The organism is Gluconobacter sp. Dm-62 (assembly GCF_018256155.1).
Lineage (GTDB): Bacteria > Pseudomonadota > Alphaproteobacteria > Acetobacterales > Acetobacteraceae > Gluconobacter.
In genome coordinates this window covers 71,851-95,444 of sequence record NZ_JAERLY010000003.1, presented here as the reverse complement: position 1 = coordinate 95,444, position 23,594 = coordinate 71,851, and the positions used below count along the sequence as shown (strand labels likewise).

Sequence of the window (23,594 nt, the reverse complement as noted above, 5' to 3'; positions counted from 1 at the left end):
TACACGGACCCGACATGACCATTCGTTCCTGCGCCGTCTTCTGTGGCTCCCGCTTCGGCAACTCCCCCGTTTATGCCGAAGGTGCAAAAGAAATCGGAACGGCCCTGGCGCGACACGGAATCACACTGGTCTATGGCGGCGGGCATGTCGGGCTGATGGGCACGGTGGCGGATGCGGCGCTTCAGGCGGGCGGCAAGGTCATCGGCATCATTCCCGAATTCCTCCATGCCCGCGAAGTCATGCACAAGGGTGTGACGCAGCTTGAAGTCACGCCGGACATGCACACCCGCAAGGCCCGCATGTTCGAACTGTCCGACGCATACGCCATCATTCCCGGCGGCCTCGGCACGTTCGACGAGCTGATGGAAATCATGACCTGGAAGCAGCTCGGCCTGCATCAGGAGCCGATCTACATCGTCAATATCGGCGGCTGGGCCACGTCGCTGGTCAACACGCTCAATGATGCCGTCGATCAGGGGTTTGCAGACCCGTCGGCCCGCAAACTGTTCACGGTCGTCGAGGATGTCCCGGCCCTGATGCAGCAGCTCTCCGTCAGCGTTCCGGCCTGACGTTGAAAAGAGCGGGGCTGGTCCCCGCTCAGTTTTCCAGCGTTGCCACGAGCAGGCTGACCACTTCTTCCAGACGTATGCGATCAGCGTCGGAAAACCGGTCTTTCACCGGGCTGTCGATATCCAGCACGCCCACGAGCGCGCCCTTGGCCACAACCGGCAGCACGATTTCCGATTCCGAAGCCGCATCGCAGGCGATATGGCCCGGAAACGCATGCACGTCTGGCACCACGAGCGTCTCGCGGTTCTGCGCGACGGTCCCGCAGACGCCGCGACCCAGCGGAATCCGCGTGCAGGCCAGACGCCCCTGAAACGGCCCCAGCACAAGCTGTCCGTCCGCCTCTTTCCACAGATAGAACCCGGCCCAGTTGATCTGCGGCAGGGCCTCGAACAGCAGGGCGGCGATATTGGCCATGTTGGCGATCATGTCCGGCTCGGTCTGAAGGACGGACCGGACCATCGGAACAAGCTCGTCCACGCTCAGACGATGGATGGGAGCACTCATGCAAAAACAGTCCTGCAAAAACGGGCGATAGGTCCGTCAATTATACGGCAGATCGGAAAAAACGGAAAAGCGCGCCGTTTTTAATGGAAAGTGTTCGTTTTCCGTAATGCTCGCGGGTCCGGGAGAATTATTAGAAATTATTCACAAAATACAAAAACAGTTTCCTCGACGTTGGAGACTTCTAAAAGAAGCCGGTCCTTTCGTCTGAAAGATCTTTTCCATGATCCTGACTTCCCAGACCCTACCCACCCTCCCGGACTCCATCCTGACATCGCCCTATGACCGGGATTCGGTGACGGCCGGTATTGTCCATCTCAGCGTCGGCAATTTTCACCGTGCCCATCAGGCCGTCTACACGGACCGCGCGCTGGCGCTGCCGGGCCAGTCCGGCTGGGGCATTGTCGGGATGGGTCTGATGGACCTTCCGGCGGAAGTGGCGAAGGCCGAAGCCCTGCACGCGCAGGACGGGCTCTACACCCTGCGCGAGTGTCCGCCGAACCGCCCCGATACGGTCCGGGTCGTGAAGTCTCTGGTCGAATACATCCACGCTCCTGCCGATCGTGAAGCCGCGCTGAAGCGCCTGACGGATCCTGCCATTCGTATCGTCAGCATGACGGTGACCGAAGGCGGCTATTACATGGATGAAGCAGGCCGCTTCATGACCGAGCATCCCACCATCGCCGAAGACCTGCATCGCCCGGTCCCGCACACGGCGTTCGGCATGATGACCGAGGCCCTGCGCCAGCGCCGGGATGCCGGGGTTGCGCCCTTCACCATCTTGTCCTGCGACAACGTCCCCGCAAACGGTGATGTCGCGCGCAATGCCGTGCTGTCCTTCGCACGCCTGCGGGACGCGGAAGTGGCGGAATGGATCGAGGCCGAAGTCGCCTTCCCGTCCTGCATGGTTGATCGCATCACTCCAGCCGTCCACCCCGCCGACGTGGCGCGTCTGGATGCGCAGAGCGGCGTAGAGGACCGGGTGCCCGTGTTCTGCGAGGACTTCATCCAGTGGGTGGTGGAAGACAATTTCTCCGGTGGACGTCCCGCCTGGGAGCAGGCCGGCGTGTTGTTCACGGACGACGTCGAGCCCTACGAGCAGGTCAAGCTGCGGATGCTGAACGCATCGCATTCCACACTGGCCCTGCCGGGTGTGCTGATGGGGTACCGGCTTGTCGATGAAGCTATGGGCGACGAGCATCTGGCCGCCCTGCTGGAGCAGTTCCTGCGCCACGATGTCTCACCGCAGCTCACCGCCCCTCCGGGTATCAGCCTGCCGGATTATGCGGCCCAGCTTCTGGAGCGGTTCCGCAACCATGCCGTCAGCGACCAGCTTCTGCGCATCACTTCCGACAGCACGTCCAAGCTGCCGGTCTTCCTGCGCGCCACGGCCGAGGACGTGCTGAAAAAGGCTCAAAACCCGCGCCGGATCGCCTTCGTCCTCGCCTGCTATTGCGCCTATCTGGTGGGCCGCGATGACCTTCAGGCCAGTTTCGCCGTCACGGAACCGCGTCTCAGCGCCGATGACCGCGCGCTGGCGCTGGATGCCAACCCCGCCAGAGCGCTGGAGATGAGCGTGTTCGCCGGATGGGGACTTGAGGACTCCGCCGAGTTCCTCACACGCTTCATCCAGACCCGCGAAGACCTGAAAACGCACGGCACGGCTGCCGTCCTGAAGGATCTGGTCACAAACGTCTAAAAGTTTTTGGGTTCCGCCTTTTTTCAAAAAGGCGGAGAGACCTGAAGCTTTTTGGAAAAAGCTTCACCAAAAACTTTTAGACATATCAGTCTGAAACGCGGGCGATATCGGCACCGCAGGCGGCGAGCTTGCGGTCAACGCCTTCATAGCCCCGGTCCAGATGATAGATGCGGCTGAGCTGCGTCTCGCCTTCCGCTGCCAGACCCGCGAGGATCAGCGAGAAGGACGCCCGCAGATCGGTCGCCATGACTGGCGCACCCGACAGCTTCGACACACCCCGGATGATGGCCGAGCGGCCATGCACGTTCACGCGCGCGCCCATGCGGTTGAGCTCCGGAACATGCATGAAGCGGTTCTCGAAGATCGTCTCGGTAATCATGGACGCCCCTTCCGCCACGGACAGCATCGCCATGAACTGCGCCTGCATGTCCGTCGGGAAGCCGGGATACGGCTCGGTCATGATGTCCACGCCCTGCAACGTCCCGCTGCGACGGACGCGCAGACCGCGCGCCTCTTCCACAACCTCGACGCCCGTTTCTTCAAGCGTGCGGATCACGGCGCCCAGATCATCGGCCCGTCCGCCCACGAGCAGCAGATCGCCGCCCGTAATGCCAGCCGCGCAGGCATAGGTGCCGCACTCGATGCGGTCCGGCATGACGGCGTAATGCGCGCCGTGCAGCTTCTCCACACCGTCAATGACCAGCGTGCCCGAGCCTTCGCCCGTGATCTGCGCGCCCATGGCGTTAAGGCAGTGCACCAGATCGCTGATTTCCGGCTCGCGCGCGGCGTTGACGATATGGGTGCGCCCCTTCGCCAGCGTCGCGGCCATCAGCAGGTTCTCGGTCGCGCCCACGCTGGCGAACGGCAGGATGATCCGGTCACCCTTCAGCCCGTCCGGCGCGGTCGCATTGATATAGCCGTTTTCCAGCCGGATCACGGCACCCAGCGTCTCAAGCCCCTTTAGATGCATGTCCACGGGGCGCGTGCCGATGGCGCAACCGCCCGGCAGCGACACTTTCGCCTCACGGGCACGCGCCAGAAGCGGGCCAAGGACCAGAATGGAGGCGCGCATCTTGGAGACGATGTCATACGGCGCCTCAACAGAGCCGATCTCCCCACCGATGGACAGCGTGCGCGGCCCAGCATCCTCAACCGTGATGCCCAGACCCACCAGCAGATCGCGCATCGTCTTGATGTCGGCAATGCCCGGCACATTGGACAGGACCAGCCGCTCGGACGTCAGAAGCCCTGCCACCATGAGCTTGAGGCCGGAGTTCTTCGCCCCCCCGATCTCGATTTCGCCTGTCAGGCGGCGGCCACCGCGAATGATGAAACGGTCCATGGTGCGATCCTTGAGAAGCGGGCCTTGAGAGCTGGGCTTTAGAGGCGGGGCGTGGTGACGCCGGACTGGCGCATGTATTTTCCAGCACGGTCGGCGTAGCTGACCTCACAGGGGCTGGCACCCTGGAAAAACAGGAACTGGCAGATGCCTTCGTTCGCGTAGATTCGCGCGGGCAGCGGCGTGGTGTTGCTGATCTCGATCGTGACCTGGCCTTCCCATTCCGGCTCAAGCGGCGTGACGTTCACGATGATGCCGCAGCGCGCATAGGTGGACTTGCCGAGGCACACCACCAGCGTGTCACGCGGGATACGGAAATATTCGACCGTATGCGCCAGCGCGAAGCTGTTCGGCGGGATGGTGATGTCGCCGGTGCGGGTCACGAAGCTGTTGGTGGCGAAGTTCTTCGGGTCGACGATGGCGCTGTCCACATCGGTGAAGATCTTGAAGTCCGATGCTACACGCGCGTCATAGCCGTAAGACGACAGGCCGTAGGAAATGACGCCTTCGCGCTTCTGGGCCTCCACGAACGGCTCGATCATGCCTTTTTCCCGGGCCATCTGGCGGATCCATGTGTCGGGCATGATGGGCATGAGGGCACTCCTGAACGAGGGCGGCACAAAGCGCCCTGTGCGTCTAACCCACCTGCTCTAGCGAGCGATGGGCGATCACGCAATGTGTCGGATCAGTCATTTTTCGTGAGCGTCTGTTGCGAACGTCCCAGCAGGGCTTCCAGCCATTGCGGACGCAGTTCGCTGGTCAGCACGCCACCCACGATCAGCATGGCCCCCAGCAGCGTCGCCGGTGGCAGACTGTCCCCCGCAAGCCAGCCGACAAGCCCGCCCCAGACCGGCTCTCCGGCATAGATCACCGCCGCCTTGGTCGGCGCGACGGATTTCTGCGCCCAGTTCATCACCACCTGCACCAGTGCGCTCAGCCCACCCAGCGCCAGTGCGCAGCCGAACCAGACCCATGAGAACGCCGGAAGCGCCTCCCCCGAAACCGGGACCATCAGCCCGGCAAACAGGCTTCCGGCCAGAAGCTGCATAACCGTCACGCGCAGACTGTCCACGCCCCGCGCATAGAGGCTGATCAGAACGATCTCGACCGCAATGGCGATCGCCGCAAACAGCGTCAGCAGATCCCCGCGCCCGAAAGACAATGACAGCGCCGCCGGACCCGCCAGACAGACCAGACCCGCAAAGGCCAGTCCAATTCCGAGCCAGCTCATCAGATGCGGCGGTTTGCGCAGGAACGCCCACTGGAAGATCGGCACCAGCGGCACATAAAGCGCCGTGATGAAAGCGGAGCGGCTGCTGGTGATGTCGTGAAGGCCCGCGCTCTGCAACACATAACCGGTCGCCAGCGCAATCCCGATCAGTGTGCCAGCGCGCACTTCGCGCCAGTTGAAATCCAGCAGTTTCCGCCCGGCCAGCAACCCGACGAACACCGCCGCCATCATGAAGCGGACGAAAACGAAAAAGCGCGGCCCGCAATGCTGCATGGCGATATGCAGCACCAGGAACGTCCCGCCCCACAGAACCGTCACGCCTGTCAGCGCCAGTTCCTGCGGCGTGGGAAGGGGAAAACTGCGTTTCACAGAATCTCAGCGGTCATCGGTAGAGGATGAGGCCGGCTCGTCCTGGGGGCGGGCGCGCTGCTGCTGTTTGCGGCGCATCAGATTGGCCCGGAGCGCCTTGGCCTCCCGGCTTTCGCGATCTTCCTTCGCAGCCGCAGCGCGGTCTCGAATGATCTGCTCGGTTGGTTTTCCGTCCTTACTGGTCATAGCTGTGTTCCTCGAATGTCGTCCGTAGACGGGTGCCCAGAAGCTCGTCGTAAACGCCCAGCGTGCGGGCCTGCATCAGCGTCGTCGTATAGTTGGCGATGGCATGGGCACGCGCCTTTTCAGCCAGCCAGTCCAGCGCGTCTTCGCCTGTTTCCAGAACGCTTTTCAGCGCATCCGCCAGAGCGCCCGCATCATCCGGCGGCACGACCAGCCCCGTCTCGCCGGGCAGGATCGTTTCCATCATCGCGCCCTGCGCCGTGCCGATCACCGGGCAGCCCATCATCTGCGCTTCCACCAGTGTGCGTCCGAACGGTTCGGGCCGGAGCGAGGGCGCCACGACAACGCTGGCCAGTTCGCAGGCCGCAGGCATGTCGGTGCAGGTTCCGGCGAACCGGACATGGTCTTCAAGCCCGAGTTCCCGCACCCGCTGTTGCAGCCTGCGGGAAAACTTCCGGTCGTTTTCCGGGCCCGCCAGAACGCAGATCCATCCCGTGCCCATCTTCGAGCGCAGCAGGCCCAGCGCCTCGAGCAGAACGCCCTGACCTTTCCATGCCGTCAGCCGCGCGGGCATGAGGATAATCTTTGCCTCCACAGGCACGCGCCAGGCATCGGCCAGTTTCTGCACGCGCTCGCCGGAGATTGCGCCGGGTGTGAACTCCCGCAGATCCGCCCCGCGTGGAATGACCCGCAGACGACTCTCCGGTACGGCGTATTCGCTGCGCAGGCGGCGGGCGATGAACTCCGAAATGGCGATGACCCGCGCGCCGCGCGCCAGTACGGAATTATAGAGTTTCTTGCCCTGCCATTTCGCCTCATGCACGCCGTGCCACGTCGTCACGAGCGGGATGTTTTCGCGGCGACAGGCAATCCACGCCGCCCAGGCCGGAATCCGGGAGCGCGCATGGACCAGATCCACGCCTTCGCGGCGGATGATGGCCTGAAGATCCCGCGCCCGGCGCAAAACGGAGAAAGGTGATTTTGTCTTCAGGTCGAGCTCGATATGCCGCCCGCCCGCATGACGAAGCTGCACCAGAAGCCGACCGGGGCGCGACGCAACCAGTGCCGTGCCGCCGCCTTGCGTGATTGCCGCCACAATCTCGACAGCCCCGCGCTCCAGACCGCCGGTGCCCAGCGCCGGAAGAACCTGAAGAATGACGGGAGAGCGGTCGGTCATGGTGGTTCTGCGGGGCCTGTTCCGGAAGAAGCATTTTCAGACGAAAACAGCCTGTAGCCGGGTCTGCATCCCCTTCCCAGCCGAAAAATGGAAAAACGGCTGCCATAAACGACGAAGGGGCAGTTCCCGTGCCATTTCCGGCACGAAAACCACCCCTCCTGTCAGCTGGAAGCTTTAAGCCCCCGGTTTTTCATTCCCTGCTTTCAGCCCTTGTGATCGGGCAGAGCATAAACCACCAGCTGATCGCTGACCGGCGTCATCATGAAGTGATGTCCACCCGCCATGATGGCAACGTACTGGTGACCATTGGCTTCATAGGTCATCGGGTTAGCCTGTCCGCCGCCCGGAAGGACCGCGCTCCAGACTACCTTGCCGGTGTGCTCGTCGATGGCGCGGATCTGGTTATCCGTAGCCGCACCGATGAACACCAGACCACCTGCCGTCACGACCGAACCACCATTGTTCGGTGTGCCGATTTCCCAGGGCAGACCTGTCGGCAGACCCCACGGACCGTTGGCACGGGCCGTTCCGAGCGGGTGCTGCCAAAGCACCTTCTGACCGTGCTTCATGTCGATGGCCGTGATCATGCCGTAGGGCGGACGGTTGCACATCATACCCGTGTACTGATCCCAGAACGGGGTCACGACGATGCCGTAAGGCGTGCCGTCCATGGCGCCGTTACCCTCGGCTCCGCCACCACCCGGCTTGTAGTTCGGGTCGTCGATCGGCATCAGGCCAAGCTGGTCAGCCTTCTTGCGGGTCACGAGCTGGTCGTACATCGGGGTGATGTTCCAGTTCGCGATCAGGATGCCGCTCTGCGGGTCATAGGACATGGAGCCCCAGTCGCTGCCACCGTTATAGCCCGGATATTCGATCCAGGGCTTGTCGACGCTCGGCGGCGTGAACTCGCCCGTATAGTTCGCGCGGCGGAACTTGATACGGCAGAAGAGCTGATCGAGGGGGGACATACCCCACATGTCCGTCTCTTTCAGATCCGGCACGCGCAGGGCCGGGAACCCCGTGGACCAGGGCTGTGTCGGCGAGCGCGGATCGCCCGGGATCACGCCTGGCGACGGAGCGGGACGCTCCTCGACCGGCAGGATCGGCTTGCCGTCACGACGGTCGAGCACGAAGGTCTGGCCGCGCTTGGTCGGCATAATGAGCGCAGGGACAGGCTGACCATCCGGACCGGGCATGTCCATCAGCGTGGCCTGAGAACCGATATCGTAATCCCAGACGTCCTTGTGAACGGTCTGGAAGACCCAGCGCGGTGCACCCGTCTTCACATCCAGAGCAACGACTGCGGAAGAAACCTTGTTCTCCGCTTCGCTGCGCAGCGCACTGTAATAGTCAGAGGCCGAGTTGCCTGTCGGGACGTAAACGAGGCCCAGCGCGTTATCGCCGGTCATCGCAGCCCAGGAGTTTGGCGTTCCACGGCTGTAGTGGTTGTTGCCGGTTGGCTGACTGTGGTCGTCGGGACGATTCACGTCCCAGGCCCACAGGAACTTGCCGCTTTCGGCGTCATAACCACGGATCACACCGGACGGGGCCCAGCGGCGCTGGCCATCGAGAACTTCGTGGTTGACCACGGCCACGCCGTTCACGATCGGCGGCGGCGTCGTCATGGACACGAAACCTGGAACGGATTCGCCAAGGCCCTGCATCAGATTGACCTGGCCGCCATTGCCGAAGCCCTCGCACAGATTACCGGTCGCGGCATCAACCGCGATCAGGCGCATGTCGAGCGTGCCTTCAAGGATACGGTTATGACAGGGCTGGCCTTCAGGCACCTGCGACGACGTGAAATACGTCACGCCCTTACACGCGGCGGTGTAGGGAATGGATTCGTATTTCTCGTTGATGTTGTGACGCCAGATTTCCTTACCCGTTGCCGGGTCAAGCTTCATGATGTCGTTCTGAGCCGAACACATATAGAGGCCGTCACCCACCTTGATCGGTGTGGTTTCAGCAGCCCATTTGTTCACCTGTCCCGGACGCGGATAACTGCCGGTATGGTAAACGAAGGCGACCTTGAGCTGATCGGCATTCTGCGGCGTGATCTCGGACAGCGGCGAATAGCGCATCTGGCTGTCGTCATGACCGTAGGCGGCCCAGTCACCAGAGGCCGGACTGGCACTCTGCTGCGGGGCCATCTGCGGGACCTCGTTCGGATCCATGGACCCGATATCCGGCAGATTGGCGGCGTTCACACCAGGGGCCTGAGGCGCATATGGCGAAGGGCCGGAAAAGCGGCTCGTCGCAGACGGAGCGTTTTCGGTCGGCTCGAAGGAATTGCCATTGCCGGGGCCAGGCACTGTGGAGGTCGGCGAACCGCCGCTCCCTGCAGGGGCGAACTGGGCATTGGCGACCAGCGGAGCGCAGGCCAGCGTGGCACAGGCGGCGGTGGCAAGAAGATGGGATCTGCGCATCAGACGGCTCCCCTCAGGGTACGACGGGTTTCCATCCGGCGAAGAACCGGAATGGTGAGGGCGACAAGGATACCCAGCAGCGTCGGGCCGAAATCACGCGGGAGAAGATCAACGGGGCTTAAGCCCACTTCCCACAGCGACCAGATCCATGTGTAGCCCAGCGCACCCAGATAGAGGAATGCGCCCAGCGTGCGTCCCATGACCATGAAAACACCACTGGCGACCAACAGGATGCCACAGAGAACGTAATAGACAGAGCCGCCCAGCATCGCGAGGTCAGCCCCGCCGATAACGAAGAACAGCCCCACCAGAATGATAACGACCCCAAGGACCAGTGTGAGCCACTCGGTCAGGGTCCTGTTGCCATAAGTATTTGGCATTGGTGAAAGCCTCCTGAACTGATAGCCCGGACGGTAATTCCAGACTTTCAGGAAAGCTATGGCTCTTTTCCAATATTGTTGAATTCCACTCTAACAAAACCGTGTTCGAATACAGTTTCACTTCGGTGAATTCAAATGAACGTTATCTTTATTACCCGGCCGGGATAGTCACGACAGCACCGCCTGTATGATTGGTCGCTGCAAGAGCTGCAAGAACCTGCACCATCGTAAAGGCCAGTTTGCTCTGAAAATCCCTGTCACTGATCCAGAACCAGGTATCGTTGTAACTTACGGCAGCATAACGCGCATCGGGTTCTTCCTTGCCCGAATGAATCACCACTTCCGGTCGGTTCTCGATCCCGACCTGTCCGATCGTGGGGGGCGTACGCCCGGTCTTGATATCATCTTCCGGGACTTCGACTTCGTAGGCGAGCTGCGTCAGCATCGCGAGCATCGACCGGGTCAGAATGGCAATCTGTCCTGAGTGCTTCGGATAAGGGCCGTAGACGATCTCCGCCTCTTCCGCAGTCGGATCAAGATGCAGCAGACGGCGCACTTCCGCCTGGATTGCCAGCAGGTTGCTGTCCGACGTGGAAGTCAGGACGAGATAGGACCGTTCCGCCCCGCCGCCATTGCCGCCGTTGCTGTCGGATTTTCCGCCATTCTTTTTGGGGTCGGGTGGCGTGGCGCTTTCGGTAGTGATGCGGATGGTCATGGCCCCCGCAATCTGAAGCTGTCGCAGGTCGTGCAGAAGCAGATAAAACCGCACGGACCCGCCCCCGAACGGGCCCGCACCAAGCCCGCGGACATTGGACAGGCCATCAATCGACTGTGCCGTCAGACGCAGCAATGTATCGATCGGCAGGCCACCAAGACTGAGGGGCATGATAACAGTGGGCGAGATCGGACGGACCACGTTTTCAGCATATTGCTGGCCCGTCACCGGCTGGTAGGTAAAGGTCGGGTTTTCCCCGAGAGACATCGTCCCCGTGCCGAACAGGTAGTTCCCTACCGCGGTCGCCGGATAGGCGTAAAAGCCGCCGCTGATGCTCTTGGATACGCTGTAGCCTGCAATCACCTGCGTCGTATCGAGGAAGGTTGGTGGGTCAGCATAACGCAGACGGACAATGTTCAGCAGCATCTCGTGCTTCTGCGTATCGCCCAGCGCACGGGAGTATTCGAGCTGGTCGTTCCGCAGTTTTCCGGGGCCCATCGGGCCACAGGCGGAGAGACCAGTTGCGGAAAAACAGGCCAAGGCAGCCAGCAGCGTGGCACGAAAGTAAGGATGATTCGGCATGGCTGTATGAAGACTGTCCCATTGGCAGGCAAAGCGGAAGACACAACCTTACTAGAGGGGGATGCCCATATCTGAAACAGCCATCTTCCCCTTCATGCTCCGCAGAGCGAACATTCTCGACGAAATGTGTCGTCCAAGTGCTTGAAAGACCTTGCGGCGTTGCCTAGATCATGAGTCGGAACACAGGCCCGTGAGGGTCTGGATACGTCAATAGGGTTCGATCCGGTGCCTCACAGGGCCGGGACGGGCCGCTGAGAGGACTGATTTACATGAGCAAAGTCATTGGCATTGACCTTGGTACCACCAACTCCTGCGTTGCAGTGCGCGAGGGTGACGAAACCAAGGTGATCGAAAACAGCGAAGGCGCCCGCACGACGCCGTCCATGGTCGCTTTCACCGATAATGGTGAGCGTCTCGTCGGACAGGCCGCGAAGCGTCAGGCTGTGACCAACCCGTCCAACACCCTGTACGCCGTCAAGCGTCTGATCGGCCGTCGTTACGACGATCCGACCGTTCAGAAGGACAAGGAAATGGTGCCTTACGGCATCGTCCGTGGCGACAATGGCGATGCATGGGTTGAAGCACGCGGCGAGAAGTACGCTCCGTCGCAGATCGCAGCCTATGTTCTGGGCAAGATGAAGGAAACCGCCGAGAGTTATCTTGGTGAAGCCGTTTCTCAGGCCGTCATCACGGTTCCTGCCTACTTCAACGACGCCCAGCGTCAGGCAACCCGTGACGCCGGCAAGATTGCCGGTCTCGAAGTCCTGCGCATCATCAACGAGCCGACCGCAGCAGCCCTCGCCTATGGCCTTGGCAAGCGCGATTCCGGCACGGTGGCCGTGTATGACCTTGGTGGTGGCACGTTCGACGTTTCCATCCTCGAGATCTCCGACGGCGTGATCGAAGTGAAGTCCACGAACGGTGATACGTTCCTGGGCGGTGAAGACTTTGACAACCGCATCATCGGGTTCCTGGCCGACGAGTTCAAGAAGGACCAGGGCATCGACCTGCGTGGCGACAAACTCGCTCTGCAGCGCCTGAAGGAAGCCGCCGAGAAGGCCAAGATCGAGCTGTCCTCCTCCAAGGAGACCGAGATCAACCTGCCGTTCATCACGGCTGATGCTTCCGGCCCGAAGCACCTCGTCGTCAAGCTGTCCCGCGCCAAGCTGGAAAGCCTGGTCGATGATCTGGTGCAGCGGACGCTCGGCCCGTGCCGTGCAGCCATCAAGGATGCGTCCGTCTCCCCGAGCGAGATCGACGAAGTCATCCTCGTTGGCGGCATGACCCGTATGCCGAAGGTCATTGAAACGGTTAAGGAATTCTTCGGCAAGGAACCGGCCCGCAACGTCAATCCTGACGAAGTGGTCGCCATCGGTGCCGCCGTTCAGGGCGCTGTCCTGAAGGGTGACGTCAAGGACGTCCTGCTGCTCGACGTGACGCCGCTGTCGCTGGGTATCGAGACGCTGGGTGGCGTGTTCACCCGTCTGATCGACCGCAACACGACGATCCCGACCAAGAAGAGCCAGACCTTCTCCACGGCTGAAGACAACCAGAACGCCGTGACCATCAAGGTCTATCAGGGCGAGCGTGAGATGGCGGCTGATAACAAGCTGCTGGGCAACTTCGACCTTCAGGGCATTGCCCCCGCGCCGCGCGGCATGCCGCAGATCGAAGTCACCTTCGACATCGACGCCAACGGCATCGTGAACGTGTCCGCCAAGGACAAAGCCACGAACAAGGAACAGCAGATCAAGATCCAGGCGTCTGGCGGTCTGTCTGACTCCGACATCGACCGCATGGTCAAGGACGCTGAAGCCAATGCTTCTGCCGACAAGGCCAAGCGTGAACTGGTCGAGCTGCGCAACAGCACGGAAGGCCTCATCCACCAGACCGAGAAGTCCATCACCGAAGGTGGCGACAAGGTTCCGGCGGCTGACAAGTCCGAAGCTGAAGCGGCCATTGCCGAAGCCCGCGAAGCTCTGGGTGGCGAAAACCTCGACGCCCTGAAGGCTGCCAGCGAAAAGCTGACGCAGGCTGCCATGAAGGTTGGTCAGGCTGTGTATCAGGCCGGTCAGGGCGCTGAAGGTGCTGCTGCTCCGGAAGCGGAAAAGAAGGACGACAACGTCGTTGATGCCGACTTCGAAGACCTCGAAGACGACCACAAGAAGCACTGATCGGGTGACTTTCCCGGACGGGGCTGAACACCCCGTCTGACCTTGTTTTCCGAGGGCGCCCGTTCCCGCAAGGGGGTGGGCGCCATTCTTGTTTTTCCGGCCCATAACAGGGACCGCCTTCCGGAACGCCCCAAGGACCGACCATGGCCACCAGAATCGACTATTACGAATCCCTTGAAGTCTCCCGCACGGCCTCGCCGGACGAGCTGAAGAAAGCTTTCCGCAAGCAGGCCATGCGCTTTCACCCCGATCGCAATCCGGGTGATGACGCTGCCGAGCAGAAATTCAAGGAAATCAACGAAGCCTATGATGTCCTGAAGGACGCGCAGAAGCGTGCTGCCTATGACCAGTACGGCCATGACGCCTTTGAAGGTGGCATGGGTGGAATGGGCGGCGGCTTCGGCGGTGGTTTTGCCGGTGCTGGCGGTCTGGGCGACATCTTCGACCAGATGTTCGGGGACATGATGGGTGGCCGTCGGGGTGGTGGACGCCGGACCGGGGCGGATGTTCAGGTTCAGGTCGAAATCACGCTGATGGAAGCCTTCACGGGCGTGAAGAAGGACGTTGAGGTCCGCACCCGCGTGGCGTGCAGCTCCTGTCATGGTTCAGGCTCGGCCGATCCCAATGCCGGCAGCAGCACGTGTCCGACCTGTCATGGTGCGGGCAAGGTCCGGGCGCAGCAGGGCTTCTTCCTCGTGGAGCGCCCCTGCCCGACCTGCCATGGTTCGGGACGCACCGTCAGCAATCCGTGCAAGGTCTGTCATGGGACGGGCACGGAAGCGAAAACGGAAACCATCAGCATCGACATCCCGGCCGGCGTCGAGGATGGCACGCGCATCCGCATGGCGGGCAAGGGTGAGGCCGGTGGCGAAGGTGTGCAGCCGGGCGATCTGTATGTGCACATCTCCGTCCTGTCGCATGACATTTTCCAGCGCGACGGGGCGAACATCTATTGCCGCGTTCCGCTGCGCATGACGCAGGCCGCACTTGGGACGGAAGTCGAAGTTCCGGTTGTGGATGGTGGCCGCACCAAGGTCCGCATCCCTGCGGGCACACAGACGGGCGAGACGTTCCGTCTGCGCGGCAAGGGTTTCTCGGTCCTGCGCTCTTCGGCCCGCGGCGACATGTATATTCAGGTCTCGGTTGAGACGCCGAGCCATCTGACGAAGCGCCAGCGCGAGCTTCTTGAAGAATTCGAGAAGGAAGCCGGGGACGACCACGCCAAGGGCAGCCCCGAAAACAGCGGCTTCTTTGCCAAGGTCCGCGACTTCTTCGACGGACGCTGATCTTTTCAGGATTACAAAAAGCCCGGTGGCCTCTTCGGAGCCACCGGGTTTTTTATGTCAGGCCGCGTCGAAAATATCCTTTGGGATCTTTTCCATAACCCCGGCATCCAGCGTCTTGTCCAGCACGGTGCAGCCCTTGCCTTCCGCTTCACGGCGCAGCCACGTTCTGGGCTGCTTCGGAATGGCATTGGCAACGATCAATCCTTCTTTGTCGCAGGGTCTCGACCTTGAGCAGCAAGGAACAGTTGACCCCGACTCATTCCACGGCCCCCGCACCTGCCACAGGATCTTTCAGGCCGTCTGCTTTGACGTCACATTTGGTGTAACGCGCATCGATGTCATGGTGCTGGTATGCGGCCTCGATCATGGCGACAGTGGGATTGTCATCGCATGGCGTCGAGAACGATCCGGTCAGGGTGCTGCGGAAATTCTGCTGGCACATGTGAGGCTCTTCGGATTTCTGCGTGTCGTAGGCTCATCCGAGATGACGCACGGGAGCGCAGAAGGTCCATTCACATTCCGGAAATCTCGGTTTTCTGGCTCAGTCTCCGGGAGGAGCGGTCAGGCCCAGAAGCGCTGCCTCACGCCCCGTCAGCAGATCGGCCAGCGTATAGCCGTCCAGCACCGCCAGAAACGCGCTCAGTGCATCACCCAGCACACCGCGCAATACGCAGGCCGGGGAGAGAACGCAGGGCCGTCCGTCCGTGCTGTTGCGGCCTTCGCAGTCCACCAGCGCCATATCGTCTTCCGTGAAGCGGACGACTGCGCCCACATTGATCTCTGAAGCCGGGCGCGCGAGTTCCAGCCCGCCACCACGTCCGCGAACGGTGGTGACGAAACCACCCTGCCCCAGACGGTGCACGACCTTCACCAGATGGTTTTCGGAAATGCGATAAGCCTGCGCGATCTCGCGGATGGAGATGCGGCGTGTCGAACAGGGCCCCAGATGGTGAACTCCAAGATGGATCAACACGCGCAGGGCGTAATCGGTGTGCAGTGTCAGGCGCATGGCGACTCCTCTGCCAGATTGACAGGCGCAGGTCACGTTTTTAAAGATGTATTTTAAATGCACCTTTAAAGGGACCACTCATGTCCACTTCAGCCGACCGCAGCCTCACGCCCGAGACCATCGCCATCATCAAGGCGACCATCCCGGCGCTCGAAGCCCATGGCGTGACGATCACGTCCGAAATGTACCGCCGCCTTCTGGCCGATCACGCGATTGCGGAAATGTTCGACCCCACGCACCAGTCCACCGGGACGCAGCCCCGGGCGCTGGCGATGGCCGTGCTGGCCTATGCGAAGAACATCGACAATCTGGGTGTGATGGGTGGTGCGGTCGAACGGATCGCGCAGAAACATGCCAGCCTCGAAATCCAGCCCGAGCATTATCCACATGTCGCCACGGCCCTGCTCGGCGCGATTTCGGCCGTTCTGGGGGATGCCGCAACGCCGGAAATCCTTGACGCCTGGGGCAAAGCCTACTGGGCGCTGGCCGATATCCTGATCGGCCGTGAGCATCAGCTTTACGATAGCAGTGCCCATGCTGAAGGCGGCTGGACCGGTTGGCGTCTGTTCCGCATTGTCCGTGCCGTGCCGGAATGTGCGAATGTCACGTCCCTCGAGCTGGAACCAGTGGACGGAAAGCCGGTCATCAGCGCCGTTCCGGGGCAGTATCTGGGTGTGGATCTGGACATTCCGGGTCATGGGCGGACGCGCCGCAATTACAGCATCACCTCCCGCCCGAACCAGAAGGGCTATCGCATCAGTGTTCGTCATGTGCCGAACGGTACTGTTTCAGGCTGGCTGAACAGCGGAAACTCTGAGGGCACGGAGGTTCTGCTGTCTCCGCCTGCTGGCAACTTCGTGCTGCCGGAGAGGGTCGAAGGACCGCTGGCGTTCGTCTGCGCCGGAATCGGGATCACGCCGATGATCGGGATGCTGGAAGCGCTGGCCCAGCCCGGCGTCACAACACCCGTACATGTCGTACAGATTGCCCATTCCGCAGAGACCGCGCCATTTGCGGAGCGTCTCGCGGAACTCTCCCGCAGTTCAGCGGGGCGCATCCGGATCGCGACATGCCTGACGGCCACGGAGGGTCGCCCGACCGCCGCGTGGGTTGCCGGGCATCTCCCCGTCGGCGTCTCGACCTATCTGTGTGGTCCGACAGGCTTCATGCGTGACATGGTGCACAGCCTGCCGGACGCCGGGATTCCAGCCGAGCGCCTGCGTTACGAGACGTTCGGACCGGATACCGGGGTAACGGACTGATTAAAGCGCGCTGGCCTTCTGTTCCGCGTCCGACAGGATACGGGCACGGTCGGCGCCACCATTCGTGGCGAGGCCCTCGGCCTCGATCACGGTGAGGTCCGTGATGCCGATCATGGCGAAAACGGACTTCAGATAGCTGAGCTGATGCTCGAAGGATGCTGCCGGAGAGCCCTCGCCATAGAGACCGCCACGCGCCACGGCGAGCACGACCTTCTTGCCCTTGGCGAGACCTTCGATCCCGTTTGCGCCGTAGCGGAAGGTCTGGCCCGCCACCATGATGCGGTCGATCCAGGATTTAAGCTGGCTGGGAATCGACAGATTGTACATCGGCACGCCGATGACGACGACGTCAGCGGCCTGGAAGGTCTTCAGGGCATTTGCGCCAGCAATCAGTTCGGGACGGCCGGAGACGTCCGGCGTCAGCTCCTTGCCGAGCCAGGACAGGGCTTCAACGTCCAGATGCGGCAGCGGATCGCTGGCGAGATCGAGGGAAATGACCTCGACGGACGGGTCTTTCTTGCGGAACTGGGCGACAGCGGCGGCACTGACCTGACGGCTGGCGGAGCTGTCACCGAGGATGCTGGAATCGATGTGGAGAAGTTTCATTTTGATCTTTCCGGTTCCTGATCGTAACCAGCACCAGATAAGGAACCTTTGAACCCCGCCGCAAGAAGGCACATTCCGGAGCCATAGGCACATGGATGTTCGCGTCAGTGAAACCGCCCCTCTCCCTAAGCCGGCCACAGTGCAGGCTGCGGCCCCGACTGACGACACACATAGCAGCGACGCCTGCGCGGTTATCCGCTCTATTCTGGCGCGCACGACGGACAAGTGGAGCATCCTGATCGTCAAATCGCTCGGACGCGGGCCGCACCGGTTCAGCGAACTGCGCCGCGCGATCGACGGAATTTCACAGCGGATGCTGACGCTCACCCTGCGCAATCTGGAACGCGACGGCCTCGTTTTGCGGACCGTCACCCCGACGACTCCGCCGCGCGTCGATTATGAACTCACGACGCTCGGGGAGTCGCTGTGGACGCTGACGGAGGCCTTCGGTCAGTGGGCGCTGTCCAACCGTCCCGAAATCGAGGCGGCCCGCACCCGTTTTGACGCCCGGCTTGACGCCAACACCTGATTTTTCCGTTCTGATGGACCGACTATGACCCTGATTTCCGCTCCCCGCATTGGTATCGCCGGCATTACGGGCCGGCTTGGAACGCTCTGCGCCGAAGAAGCAGGCAACGCCCTCGTTGGCGGACTTTCGCGCACTGCAGATGCCCAGCGCAACATCACAACCGATCCTGCCACGCTCGCGAAAAGCTGCGATGTGGTGATTGATGTCAGCCACGCCGCGACCGTCCCGGCTCACGCGGCGGCCTTCGCGCAAGCCGGATGCGCCTGGGTTCTGGGAACGACGGGGCTTGATCAGGGCGCGCAGGATGCCGTGAATGCGGCGGCGCAGCACATTCCCGTCCTTCAGGCCGCCAATTTCTCACCGGCGCTGACGCTGTTTCTGGAACTCGCGCGACAGCTTGGCGCGGGCCTGCCGGATTACGATGCGGAAATCCTTGAGGTTCATCACCGCCAGAAGCTAGATGCCCCGTCCGGCACGGCGCTGGCGATTGGCCGGGCTGTAGCGGAAGGACGTGGGGTCAGTCTGGAAGACGTGGCACGGACCGATCAGAACGGTCTCAGACCGGACGGGGCGATCGGATTCGCCTCGCTGCGCGGCGGACAGATCGTGGGCGAGCATGACCTTGTTCTGATGGCCGCGGACGAACAGATCACCCTGTCCCACCGCGCACTGGACCGCAGGGTTTTCGCAAGAGGCGCGCTACTGGCCGCAAAATGGCTCGCAAGCCGCCAGCCCGGCCTTTACACAATGGCCGACGCCTTAAAACGCTAACCAAAAACAGGGTGCGGGGATCAAGATCCCTGCCGGGCCCGGGCAGAGCCCGGACTCCCCCGATCAACCGCCAGCAATAGGCAGGTTCACACCCGTCATGAAGCTGGAATCATCCCCAAGCAGGAACGCCACCACGCCGGGGATCTCGTTGATGTCGCCATAGCGGCGCATCGGGACACTGCCGATCATCTGCTCGGACACCACCTTGGGGTCGGTGGAGAAATACTGGCTTCCGACCTTGGCCTGAAGCTCGACCTGACGCTCCCACATGAAGCCGGGGCCCATGTAGCCGGGGCTGATGGCGTTTACGCGGATGTTGTAGGGGGCAAGATCGAGCGCGGCCGTTTCGGTCAGGGCGATAATGGCGCCCTTGGAGGCACCATAGGCGGCCATGTTCGGCGGCCCCTTAACACCGGCCATGCTGGCAGTGTTGACGACGCGACCGTAGTTCTGCGTGATCATCTGGCGCGTGACGGCCTTGAGGACGTGGAACGCGCCGGTGACGTTGATCGTCAGCACGCGCGCGAAATCCTCGGACGGGTAGTCCTGCACCGGGGCGAAGGCGCCCTGATAACCGGCATTGTTGAACAGGAAGTCGATCCTGCCGAAGTCCCGGACCACGGCGTCCACGGTTTCAGTCACGGCGTCTTCGGACGTGACGTCACAGACATAGGAGCGGGCTTCGACGTCCTTTGCCCGGACGGCGGCTTCCGCCTTTTCCAGAGCCTCGCGGTTCATGTCCAGCAGGGCGATGGCCGTCCCTTCCCCGGCCAGACGGAGGGCGGTCGCGAGACCGATATTGCCACCTGCGCCGGTGACCAGACAGACTTTACCGCTAAACTGATTCGACATTGCGAATGCCTCAAACTCTCTGTTTTTCCTGAGGTGCCCTCATGGCGGGCACTGATGGTTCCGGGAATACGAACGCAGCATGGACGGTGTCGTTGAAAAATGAAACGGGTGGCCACGCTCTCTTTTTTGTGATCTGAGGCCGGTTTTCCGCACTTTTCCGCAGAAAACCGCGTTCGGACCCCATACAGCCCCTTGACCCTTGCGCCCAATTCCGCCAAGCCGTCCCCTCCCTGAATGCCACAGTCCGCCTGCCAAGGCACGCTGTGGCCCTTCTCACCACTCATTCCCTGCGAGGTCCCTGAGTGCGCAATCACGGCGATTTCCTTTTCACGTCCGAGTCCGTTTCCGAGGGCCATCCCGACAAGGTGGCGGACCGCATTTCCGATACCGTTCTGGACGCCTATCTGCAGGCCGATCCGGAAGCGCGTGTTGCTTGTGAGACGCTGGTCACCACCAACCGCGTCATCCTGGCCGGTGAAGTCCGCGGCCCCAAAGAGGTCGAAGACACGCTGATCGACCGCGCCCGTGAAGCCATCAAGGACATCGGCTACGACCAGGAAGGTTTTTCCTGGAAGAAGGCCGAAATCACCTCTTACCTGCACGCACAGTCCGCCGACATCGCCCAGGGCGTTGACAGCGGCAGCGACAAGGACGAGGGCGCTGGTGACCAGGGCATCATGTTCGGCTACGCCACGCGCGAAACCGAACACCTGATGCCTGCGCCACTGTTCTATGCGCAGACGATCCTCGAGCGCATCCGCGACTACCGCAAGAACGGTGACGCCCGTGGCGTCGGCCTTCTGCCGGATGCCAAGAGCCAGGTCACGCTGCGTTATGTCGATGGCAAGCCCGTTGGCGTCACGTCCGTCGTGATTTCCACGCAGCATGTCGAAGGCATGAGCCAGAACACGATCCGCGAGACGCTTCGCGACGTGGTCAACGGCATCCTGCCGGAAGGCTGGACCTGCCCGGAAGACGAGTTCTACGTGAACCCGACCGGCAACTTCGTCATCGGTGGACCGGACGGCGACGCCGGCCTGACGGGTCGCAAGATCATCGTCGACACCTATGGTGGCGCAGCCCCGCATGGTGGTGGCGCATTCTCCGGCAAGGATCCCACGAAGGTGGACCGTTCGGCAGCCTATGCCGCACGTTACCTCGCCAAGAACGTCGTGGCCGCCGGCCTTGCCGACCGCTGCACGATCCAGCTCAGCTACGCCATCGGCGTGTCCAAGCCGCTCTCGGTCTATGTTGACCTCGACGGCACGGGCAAGGACGTGGACGAAGCCCGTCTGGGTGCAATCCTCAACGAGGTTGTGGACCTGTCCCCGCGCGGCATCCGCAAGCATCTGCGTCTGAACCGTCCGATCTATGTTCCGACCTCCGCTTACGGCCATTTCGGCCGTGCGCCGGACCCGGTTCTGGACAACTTCACCTGGGAACAGACCGATCTGGTCACCACGCTGCGTGGCGCCCTGAACCGGTAATCTGGCAGAAAACCCCTGGTCGAGTCTCTCAAACCCCAGCCGGAGCGGCTTTATGGCCGTCAACGCGGCCATCCGCTCCGGGCCCGGCAGCAGCACCTTCTTGAGAAGGCGCTGCCCCGGCTTTCCTTTACTTCACCGGAAAATCCCGCTGCGGGATTCTCCGATGCGGTCTCGCGCGTCTTTCTCGAAATCGGTTTCGGCGGTGGCGAACATGCCATCGGCCAGTCCGAACTGAACCCGGATGTCGGCTATATCGCCTCCGAGGTTTTCGAGAACGGCCTGTGCTCGCTGCTTTCGCGCCTCGTGCCCGAAGGCGAGGAAGACACGGCAACGCCGCCTCCCCATTTCCGCATCTGGGCCGAAGACGCCCGCCTGCTGCTCAAGGACATGCCTGATGCATGCCTGGACCGGGCGTATCTGATGTTCCCGGATCCGTGGCCCAAGGCCCGGCACGCCAAGCGCCGCTTCGTGCATCCGGAAAATATCAAACAGATGCATCGTGTCCTGAAACCCGGCGCCATCTGGCGCGTCGCCAGTGACCATCCCGTCTATCAGGAGTGGGTCACGGACGTGATGGGCAAGCAGGACCTGTTCGATGCGCCGCCCCCGGCGAAAGAACGTCCCGAAGGCTGGTCGCCCACGCGCTATGAGGCCAAGGCCTTCCGCGAAGGGCGCGTGCCGTTCTACTGGACTTTCACGCGCCGTCCCTGAAACCCTTATCTCAGTTATTCAGCGAGTTTCCTGACATCATGACCCAGATCGAACGCGAAGAAATGGAATTCGATGTCGTGGTGGTCGGTGGCGGTCCCGCCGGTCTGTCCGCCGCGATCCGCCTGAAACAGCTGATGCCGGACGCGGGCATCTGCCTGATCGAAAAGGGCAGCGAGATCGGCGCCCATATCGTCTCGGGCGCCGTCATCGAGCCGCGCACGCTCGACGAGCTTCTACCGAACTGGCGCGATCTGGATGCCCCGCTGCGCACACAGGTGACGGAAGAGCGGATGCTGTTCCTCACCGAAACGCGTTCTTTCGAGGTTCCGTATCTGGACCGTGTGATGCCGCAGATGGCCAATCACGGGAACTATGTCGTCTCGCTCGGGGAAGTCTGCCGCTGGCTTGGCGAGCAGGCCGAGGCTCTGGGCGTGGAAATCTATCCAGGCTTTTCGGGCGCGGAACTGTTCATCGAGAACGACCGTGTCGCCGGTGTGATTACGGGCGACATGGGCATCGAGCGCGACGGCGAACACGGGCCGAACTTCACGCCCGGCATGATCCTGCGCGCGAAGCAGACCATCCTGACCGAGGGCGCACGCGGCTCCCTCACGGGGCACGCCATGAAGCGTTTCGGCCTGCGCAAGGGCGTCGATCCGCAGACCTATGGTCTCGGCGTCAAGGAAGTCTGGGAAATCCCGGCGGAAAAGCATCGCCCGGGCCTCGTGCAGCACAGCTTCGGCTGGCCGCTCGACGATCACACCTATGGCGGGGCGTGGCTCTATCATTTCGGGGAAAATCTGGTCAGCTTTGGGTTCGTGACCGGCCTCGATTACGCCAACACCTATCTGTCGCCTTTCGAGGAAATGCAGCGCACCAAGCTGCACCCGGCGTTCCGGGAACATTTCGAGGGCGGCAAGCGCCTGATCTACGGCGCACGCGCCCTGTCCGAGGGTGGCTTCCAGTCCATTCCGCGCCTGACCTTCCCCGGCGGCGTTCTGGCTGGCGATTCCGCGGGCTTCCTGAACGTCCCCAAGATCAAGGGCACGCATACGGCCATGAAGTCCGGCATGATCGCGGCTGAAGCCGTGGCCGAGGCTCTGGAAAAAGACAAGAAGGAAGCCGCCAGCATGACGGCGCGCGTCCGCCAGTCCTGGCTGTGGTCCGAACTGCGTGACGTCCGCAATATCCGCCCGGCTTTCGCGAAATGGGGCATGAAGCTCGGCGCGATCTATGCTGGCATCGACAGCATGATCCTGCGCGGCCGTGCGCCCTGGACGCTGCATCACCCGCATGCCGATAACGAGACGCTGCGCCCGGCTTCGCTGTGCACGAAAATCGAGTATCCCAAGCCTGACGGAAAGATCACTTTCGATCGCGTCAGTTCGGTCTTCCTGAGCAGCACGAATCACGAGGAAAACCAGCCGGTTCACCTCAAGCTGCGCAACGAGGCGATCTGGCAGACCGTCAATCACGACGTGTTCGATTCGCCCGAAAGCCGTTACTGCCCCGCTGGCGTCTATGAACAGGAACAGACGGGCGAAAACGCCTGGCAGCTCCGGATCAACGCCCAGAACTGCGTGCACTGCAAGACCTGCGACATCAAGGACCCGACGCAGAACATCGACTGGTGCACGCCTGAAGGTGGCGGCGGTCCGAACTATCCCGTCGGGATGTGAATTTCTTCCCGCAGACGGGATCATCCGGAGCGGGATGTGACTTTTCCGGGCAG

23 protein-coding genes and 1 pseudogene are annotated in these 23,594 nt (G+C 62.0%); 10 read left to right on the top strand and 14 right to left on the bottom strand.

Annotated elements, in window-relative coordinates; all coding sequences use genetic code 11:
* Positions 1 to 14: 14 nt before the first annotated feature.
* On the top strand, positions 15 to 569 hold the full coding sequence (locus tag JK202_RS05100) for a TIGR00730 family Rossman fold protein (protein ID WP_211558872.1): 555 nt from the start codon (positions 15 to 17) through the stop codon (positions 567 to 569).
* A gap of 28 nt (positions 570 to 597) precedes the next feature.
* Here JK202_RS05100 and JK202_RS05095 read toward each other — a convergent pair whose 3' ends face one another.
* Entirely contained in the window at positions 598 to 1,074 is a 477-nt protein-coding gene (locus JK202_RS05095; RefSeq protein WP_211558870.1) for a GAF domain-containing protein, read from the bottom strand.
* A gap of 220 nt (positions 1,075 to 1,294) precedes the next feature.
* On the opposite strand from JK202_RS05095, the gene JK202_RS05090 reads away from it, so the two are divergent.
* Positions 1,295 to 2,770 (top strand): mannitol dehydrogenase family protein, encoded by a 1,476-nt coding sequence (locus JK202_RS05090; RefSeq protein ID WP_211558868.1) that lies wholly within the window; start codon positions 1,295 to 1,297, stop codon positions 2,768 to 2,770.
* A gap of 85 nt (positions 2,771 to 2,855) precedes the next feature.
* Here JK202_RS05090 and murA read toward each other — a convergent pair whose 3' ends face one another.
* The 8 genes from murA to JK202_RS05050 form a co-directional block, all read right to left on the bottom strand.
* Complete coding sequence (gene murA, locus JK202_RS05085; RefSeq protein ID WP_077803475.1) at positions 2,856 to 4,112, bottom strand: UDP-N-acetylglucosamine 1-carboxyvinyltransferase; 1,257 nt, start codon at positions 4,110 to 4,112, stop codon at positions 2,856 to 2,858.
* Between the two features lie 38 nt (positions 4,113 to 4,150).
* A complete protein-coding gene (dcd, locus tag JK202_RS05080; RefSeq protein ID WP_211558866.1) occupies positions 4,151 to 4,702 on the bottom strand; it encodes a dCTP deaminase in 552 nt (183 codons plus the stop codon).
* Between the two features lie 92 nt (positions 4,703 to 4,794).
* Complete coding sequence (locus tag JK202_RS05075) at positions 4,795 to 5,709, bottom strand: DMT family transporter (protein ID WP_211558864.1); 915 nt, start codon at positions 5,707 to 5,709, stop codon at positions 4,795 to 4,797.
* A 6-nt stretch (positions 5,710 to 5,715) separates the two neighbouring features.
* Complete coding sequence (locus JK202_RS05070) at positions 5,716 to 5,895, bottom strand: hypothetical protein (RefSeq protein WP_211558862.1); 180 nt, start codon at positions 5,893 to 5,895, stop codon at positions 5,716 to 5,718.
* Positions 5,885 to 7,069 (bottom strand): glycosyltransferase family 4 protein, encoded by a 1,185-nt coding sequence (locus JK202_RS05065; RefSeq protein ID WP_211558860.1) that lies wholly within the window; start codon positions 7,067 to 7,069, stop codon positions 5,885 to 5,887. The genes JK202_RS05070 and JK202_RS05065 overlap by 11 nt, the downstream gene beginning before the upstream one ends.
* Positions 7,070 to 7,272: 203 nt before the next feature.
* Positions 7,273 to 9,498: a pyrroloquinoline quinone-dependent dehydrogenase gene (locus JK202_RS05060; protein WP_211558858.1), complete on the bottom strand. Its 2,226-nt coding sequence runs from the start codon at positions 9,496 to 9,498 to the stop codon at positions 7,273 to 7,275.
* Positions 9,498 to 9,878, bottom strand: coding sequence for a glycerol dehydrogenase (locus tag JK202_RS05055; protein WP_211558856.1), 381 nt, complete (start codon positions 9,876 to 9,878; stop codon positions 9,498 to 9,500). Before JK202_RS05055 ends, JK202_RS05060 begins: the two co-directional genes overlap by 1 nt.
* Positions 9,879 to 10,029: 151 nt before the next feature.
* A complete protein-coding gene (locus JK202_RS05050) occupies positions 10,030 to 11,175 on the bottom strand; it encodes a hypothetical protein (protein ID WP_211558854.1) in 1,146 nt (381 codons plus the stop codon).
* Positions 11,176 to 11,444: 269 nt separating this feature from the next.
* Here JK202_RS05050 and dnaK point away from each other — a divergent pair, with 269 nt between their 5' ends.
* Positions 11,445 to 13,349 (top strand): molecular chaperone DnaK, encoded by a 1,905-nt coding sequence (dnaK, locus tag JK202_RS05045; protein ID WP_211558852.1) that lies wholly within the window; start codon positions 11,445 to 11,447, stop codon positions 13,347 to 13,349.
* 143 nt (positions 13,350 to 13,492) lie between these two features.
* A complete protein-coding gene (gene dnaJ / locus JK202_RS05040; RefSeq protein ID WP_211558850.1) occupies positions 13,493 to 14,635 on the top strand; it encodes a molecular chaperone DnaJ in 1,143 nt (380 codons plus the stop codon).
* A gap of 57 nt (positions 14,636 to 14,692) precedes the next feature.
* On the opposite strand, the gene JK202_RS05035 is transcribed toward dnaJ, so the two are convergent.
* The 3 genes and pseudogenes from JK202_RS05035 to JK202_RS05025 all read right to left on the bottom strand — a co-directional run bounded on the left by JK202_RS05035 (position 14,693) and on the right by JK202_RS05025 (position 15,644).
* Positions 14,693 to 14,836, bottom strand: coding sequence for a hypothetical protein (locus JK202_RS05035; RefSeq protein ID WP_211558848.1), 144 nt, complete (start codon positions 14,834 to 14,836; stop codon positions 14,693 to 14,695).
* Positions 14,837 to 14,894: 58 nt separating this feature from the next.
* A pseudogene (locus JK202_RS05030) lies at positions 14,895 to 15,077 on the bottom strand (shikimate dehydrogenase); the annotation flags it as partial.
* Positions 15,078 to 15,176: 99 nt separating this feature from the next.
* Positions 15,177 to 15,644 carry an Rrf2 family transcriptional regulator gene (locus JK202_RS05025; RefSeq protein ID WP_211558846.1) on the bottom strand — a complete coding sequence of 156 codons (468 nt, stop codon included), beginning with the start codon at positions 15,642 to 15,644 and terminating at the stop codon, positions 15,177 to 15,179.
* Between the two features lie 80 nt (positions 15,645 to 15,724).
* On the opposite strand from JK202_RS05025, the gene JK202_RS05020 reads away from it, so the two are divergent.
* Positions 15,725 to 16,906 (top strand): globin domain-containing protein, encoded by a 1,182-nt coding sequence (locus JK202_RS05020; protein WP_211558844.1) that lies wholly within the window; start codon positions 15,725 to 15,727, stop codon positions 16,904 to 16,906.
* Here JK202_RS05020 and JK202_RS05015 read toward each other — a convergent pair whose 3' ends face one another.
* Positions 16,907 to 17,512: an FMN-dependent NADH-azoreductase gene (locus tag JK202_RS05015; protein WP_211558842.1), complete on the bottom strand. Its 606-nt coding sequence runs from the start codon at positions 17,510 to 17,512 to the stop codon at positions 16,907 to 16,909.
* Between the two features lie 91 nt (positions 17,513 to 17,603).
* Between JK202_RS05015 and JK202_RS05010 the strand changes: the two genes are divergently transcribed.
* On the top strand, positions 17,604 to 18,041 hold the full coding sequence (locus JK202_RS05010) for a helix-turn-helix domain-containing protein (protein WP_249199684.1): 438 nt from the start codon (positions 17,604 to 17,606) through the stop codon (positions 18,039 to 18,041).
* Positions 18,042 to 18,065: 24 nt separating this feature from the next.
* The gene (dapB, locus tag JK202_RS05005) at positions 18,066 to 18,812 is read left to right on the top strand and encodes a 4-hydroxy-tetrahydrodipicolinate reductase (protein ID WP_211558840.1); all 747 of its coding nucleotides are present in this window, start codon (positions 18,066 to 18,068) and stop codon (positions 18,810 to 18,812) included.
* Positions 18,813 to 18,875: 63 nt separating this feature from the next.
* On the opposite strand, the gene JK202_RS05000 is transcribed toward dapB, so the two are convergent.
* Positions 18,876 to 19,664, bottom strand: a complete 789-nt coding sequence (locus JK202_RS05000) for an SDR family NAD(P)-dependent oxidoreductase (protein WP_211558837.1) — start codon at positions 19,662 to 19,664, stop codon at positions 18,876 to 18,878.
* 302 nt (positions 19,665 to 19,966) lie between these two features.
* Between JK202_RS05000 and metK the strand changes: the two genes are divergently transcribed.
* Genes metK through JK202_RS04985 form a run of 3 tightly spaced genes read left to right on the top strand, consistent with a single transcriptional unit; the run spans position 19,967 to position 23,541 of the window.
* Positions 19,967 to 21,151, top strand: a complete 1,185-nt coding sequence (gene metK, locus JK202_RS04995; RefSeq protein ID WP_211558835.1) for a methionine adenosyltransferase — start codon at positions 19,967 to 19,969, stop codon at positions 21,149 to 21,151.
* Positions 21,152 to 21,166: 15 nt separating this feature from the next.
* Entirely contained in the window at positions 21,167 to 21,862 is a 696-nt protein-coding gene (locus tag JK202_RS04990) for a tRNA (guanosine(46)-N(7))-methyltransferase TrmB (protein ID WP_211559158.1), read from the top strand.
* 38 nt (positions 21,863 to 21,900) lie between these two features.
* A complete protein-coding gene (locus tag JK202_RS04985; RefSeq protein ID WP_211558833.1) occupies positions 21,901 to 23,541 on the top strand; it encodes an electron transfer flavoprotein-ubiquinone oxidoreductase in 1,641 nt (546 codons plus the stop codon).
* Positions 23,542 to 23,594 lie beyond the last annotated feature (53 nt).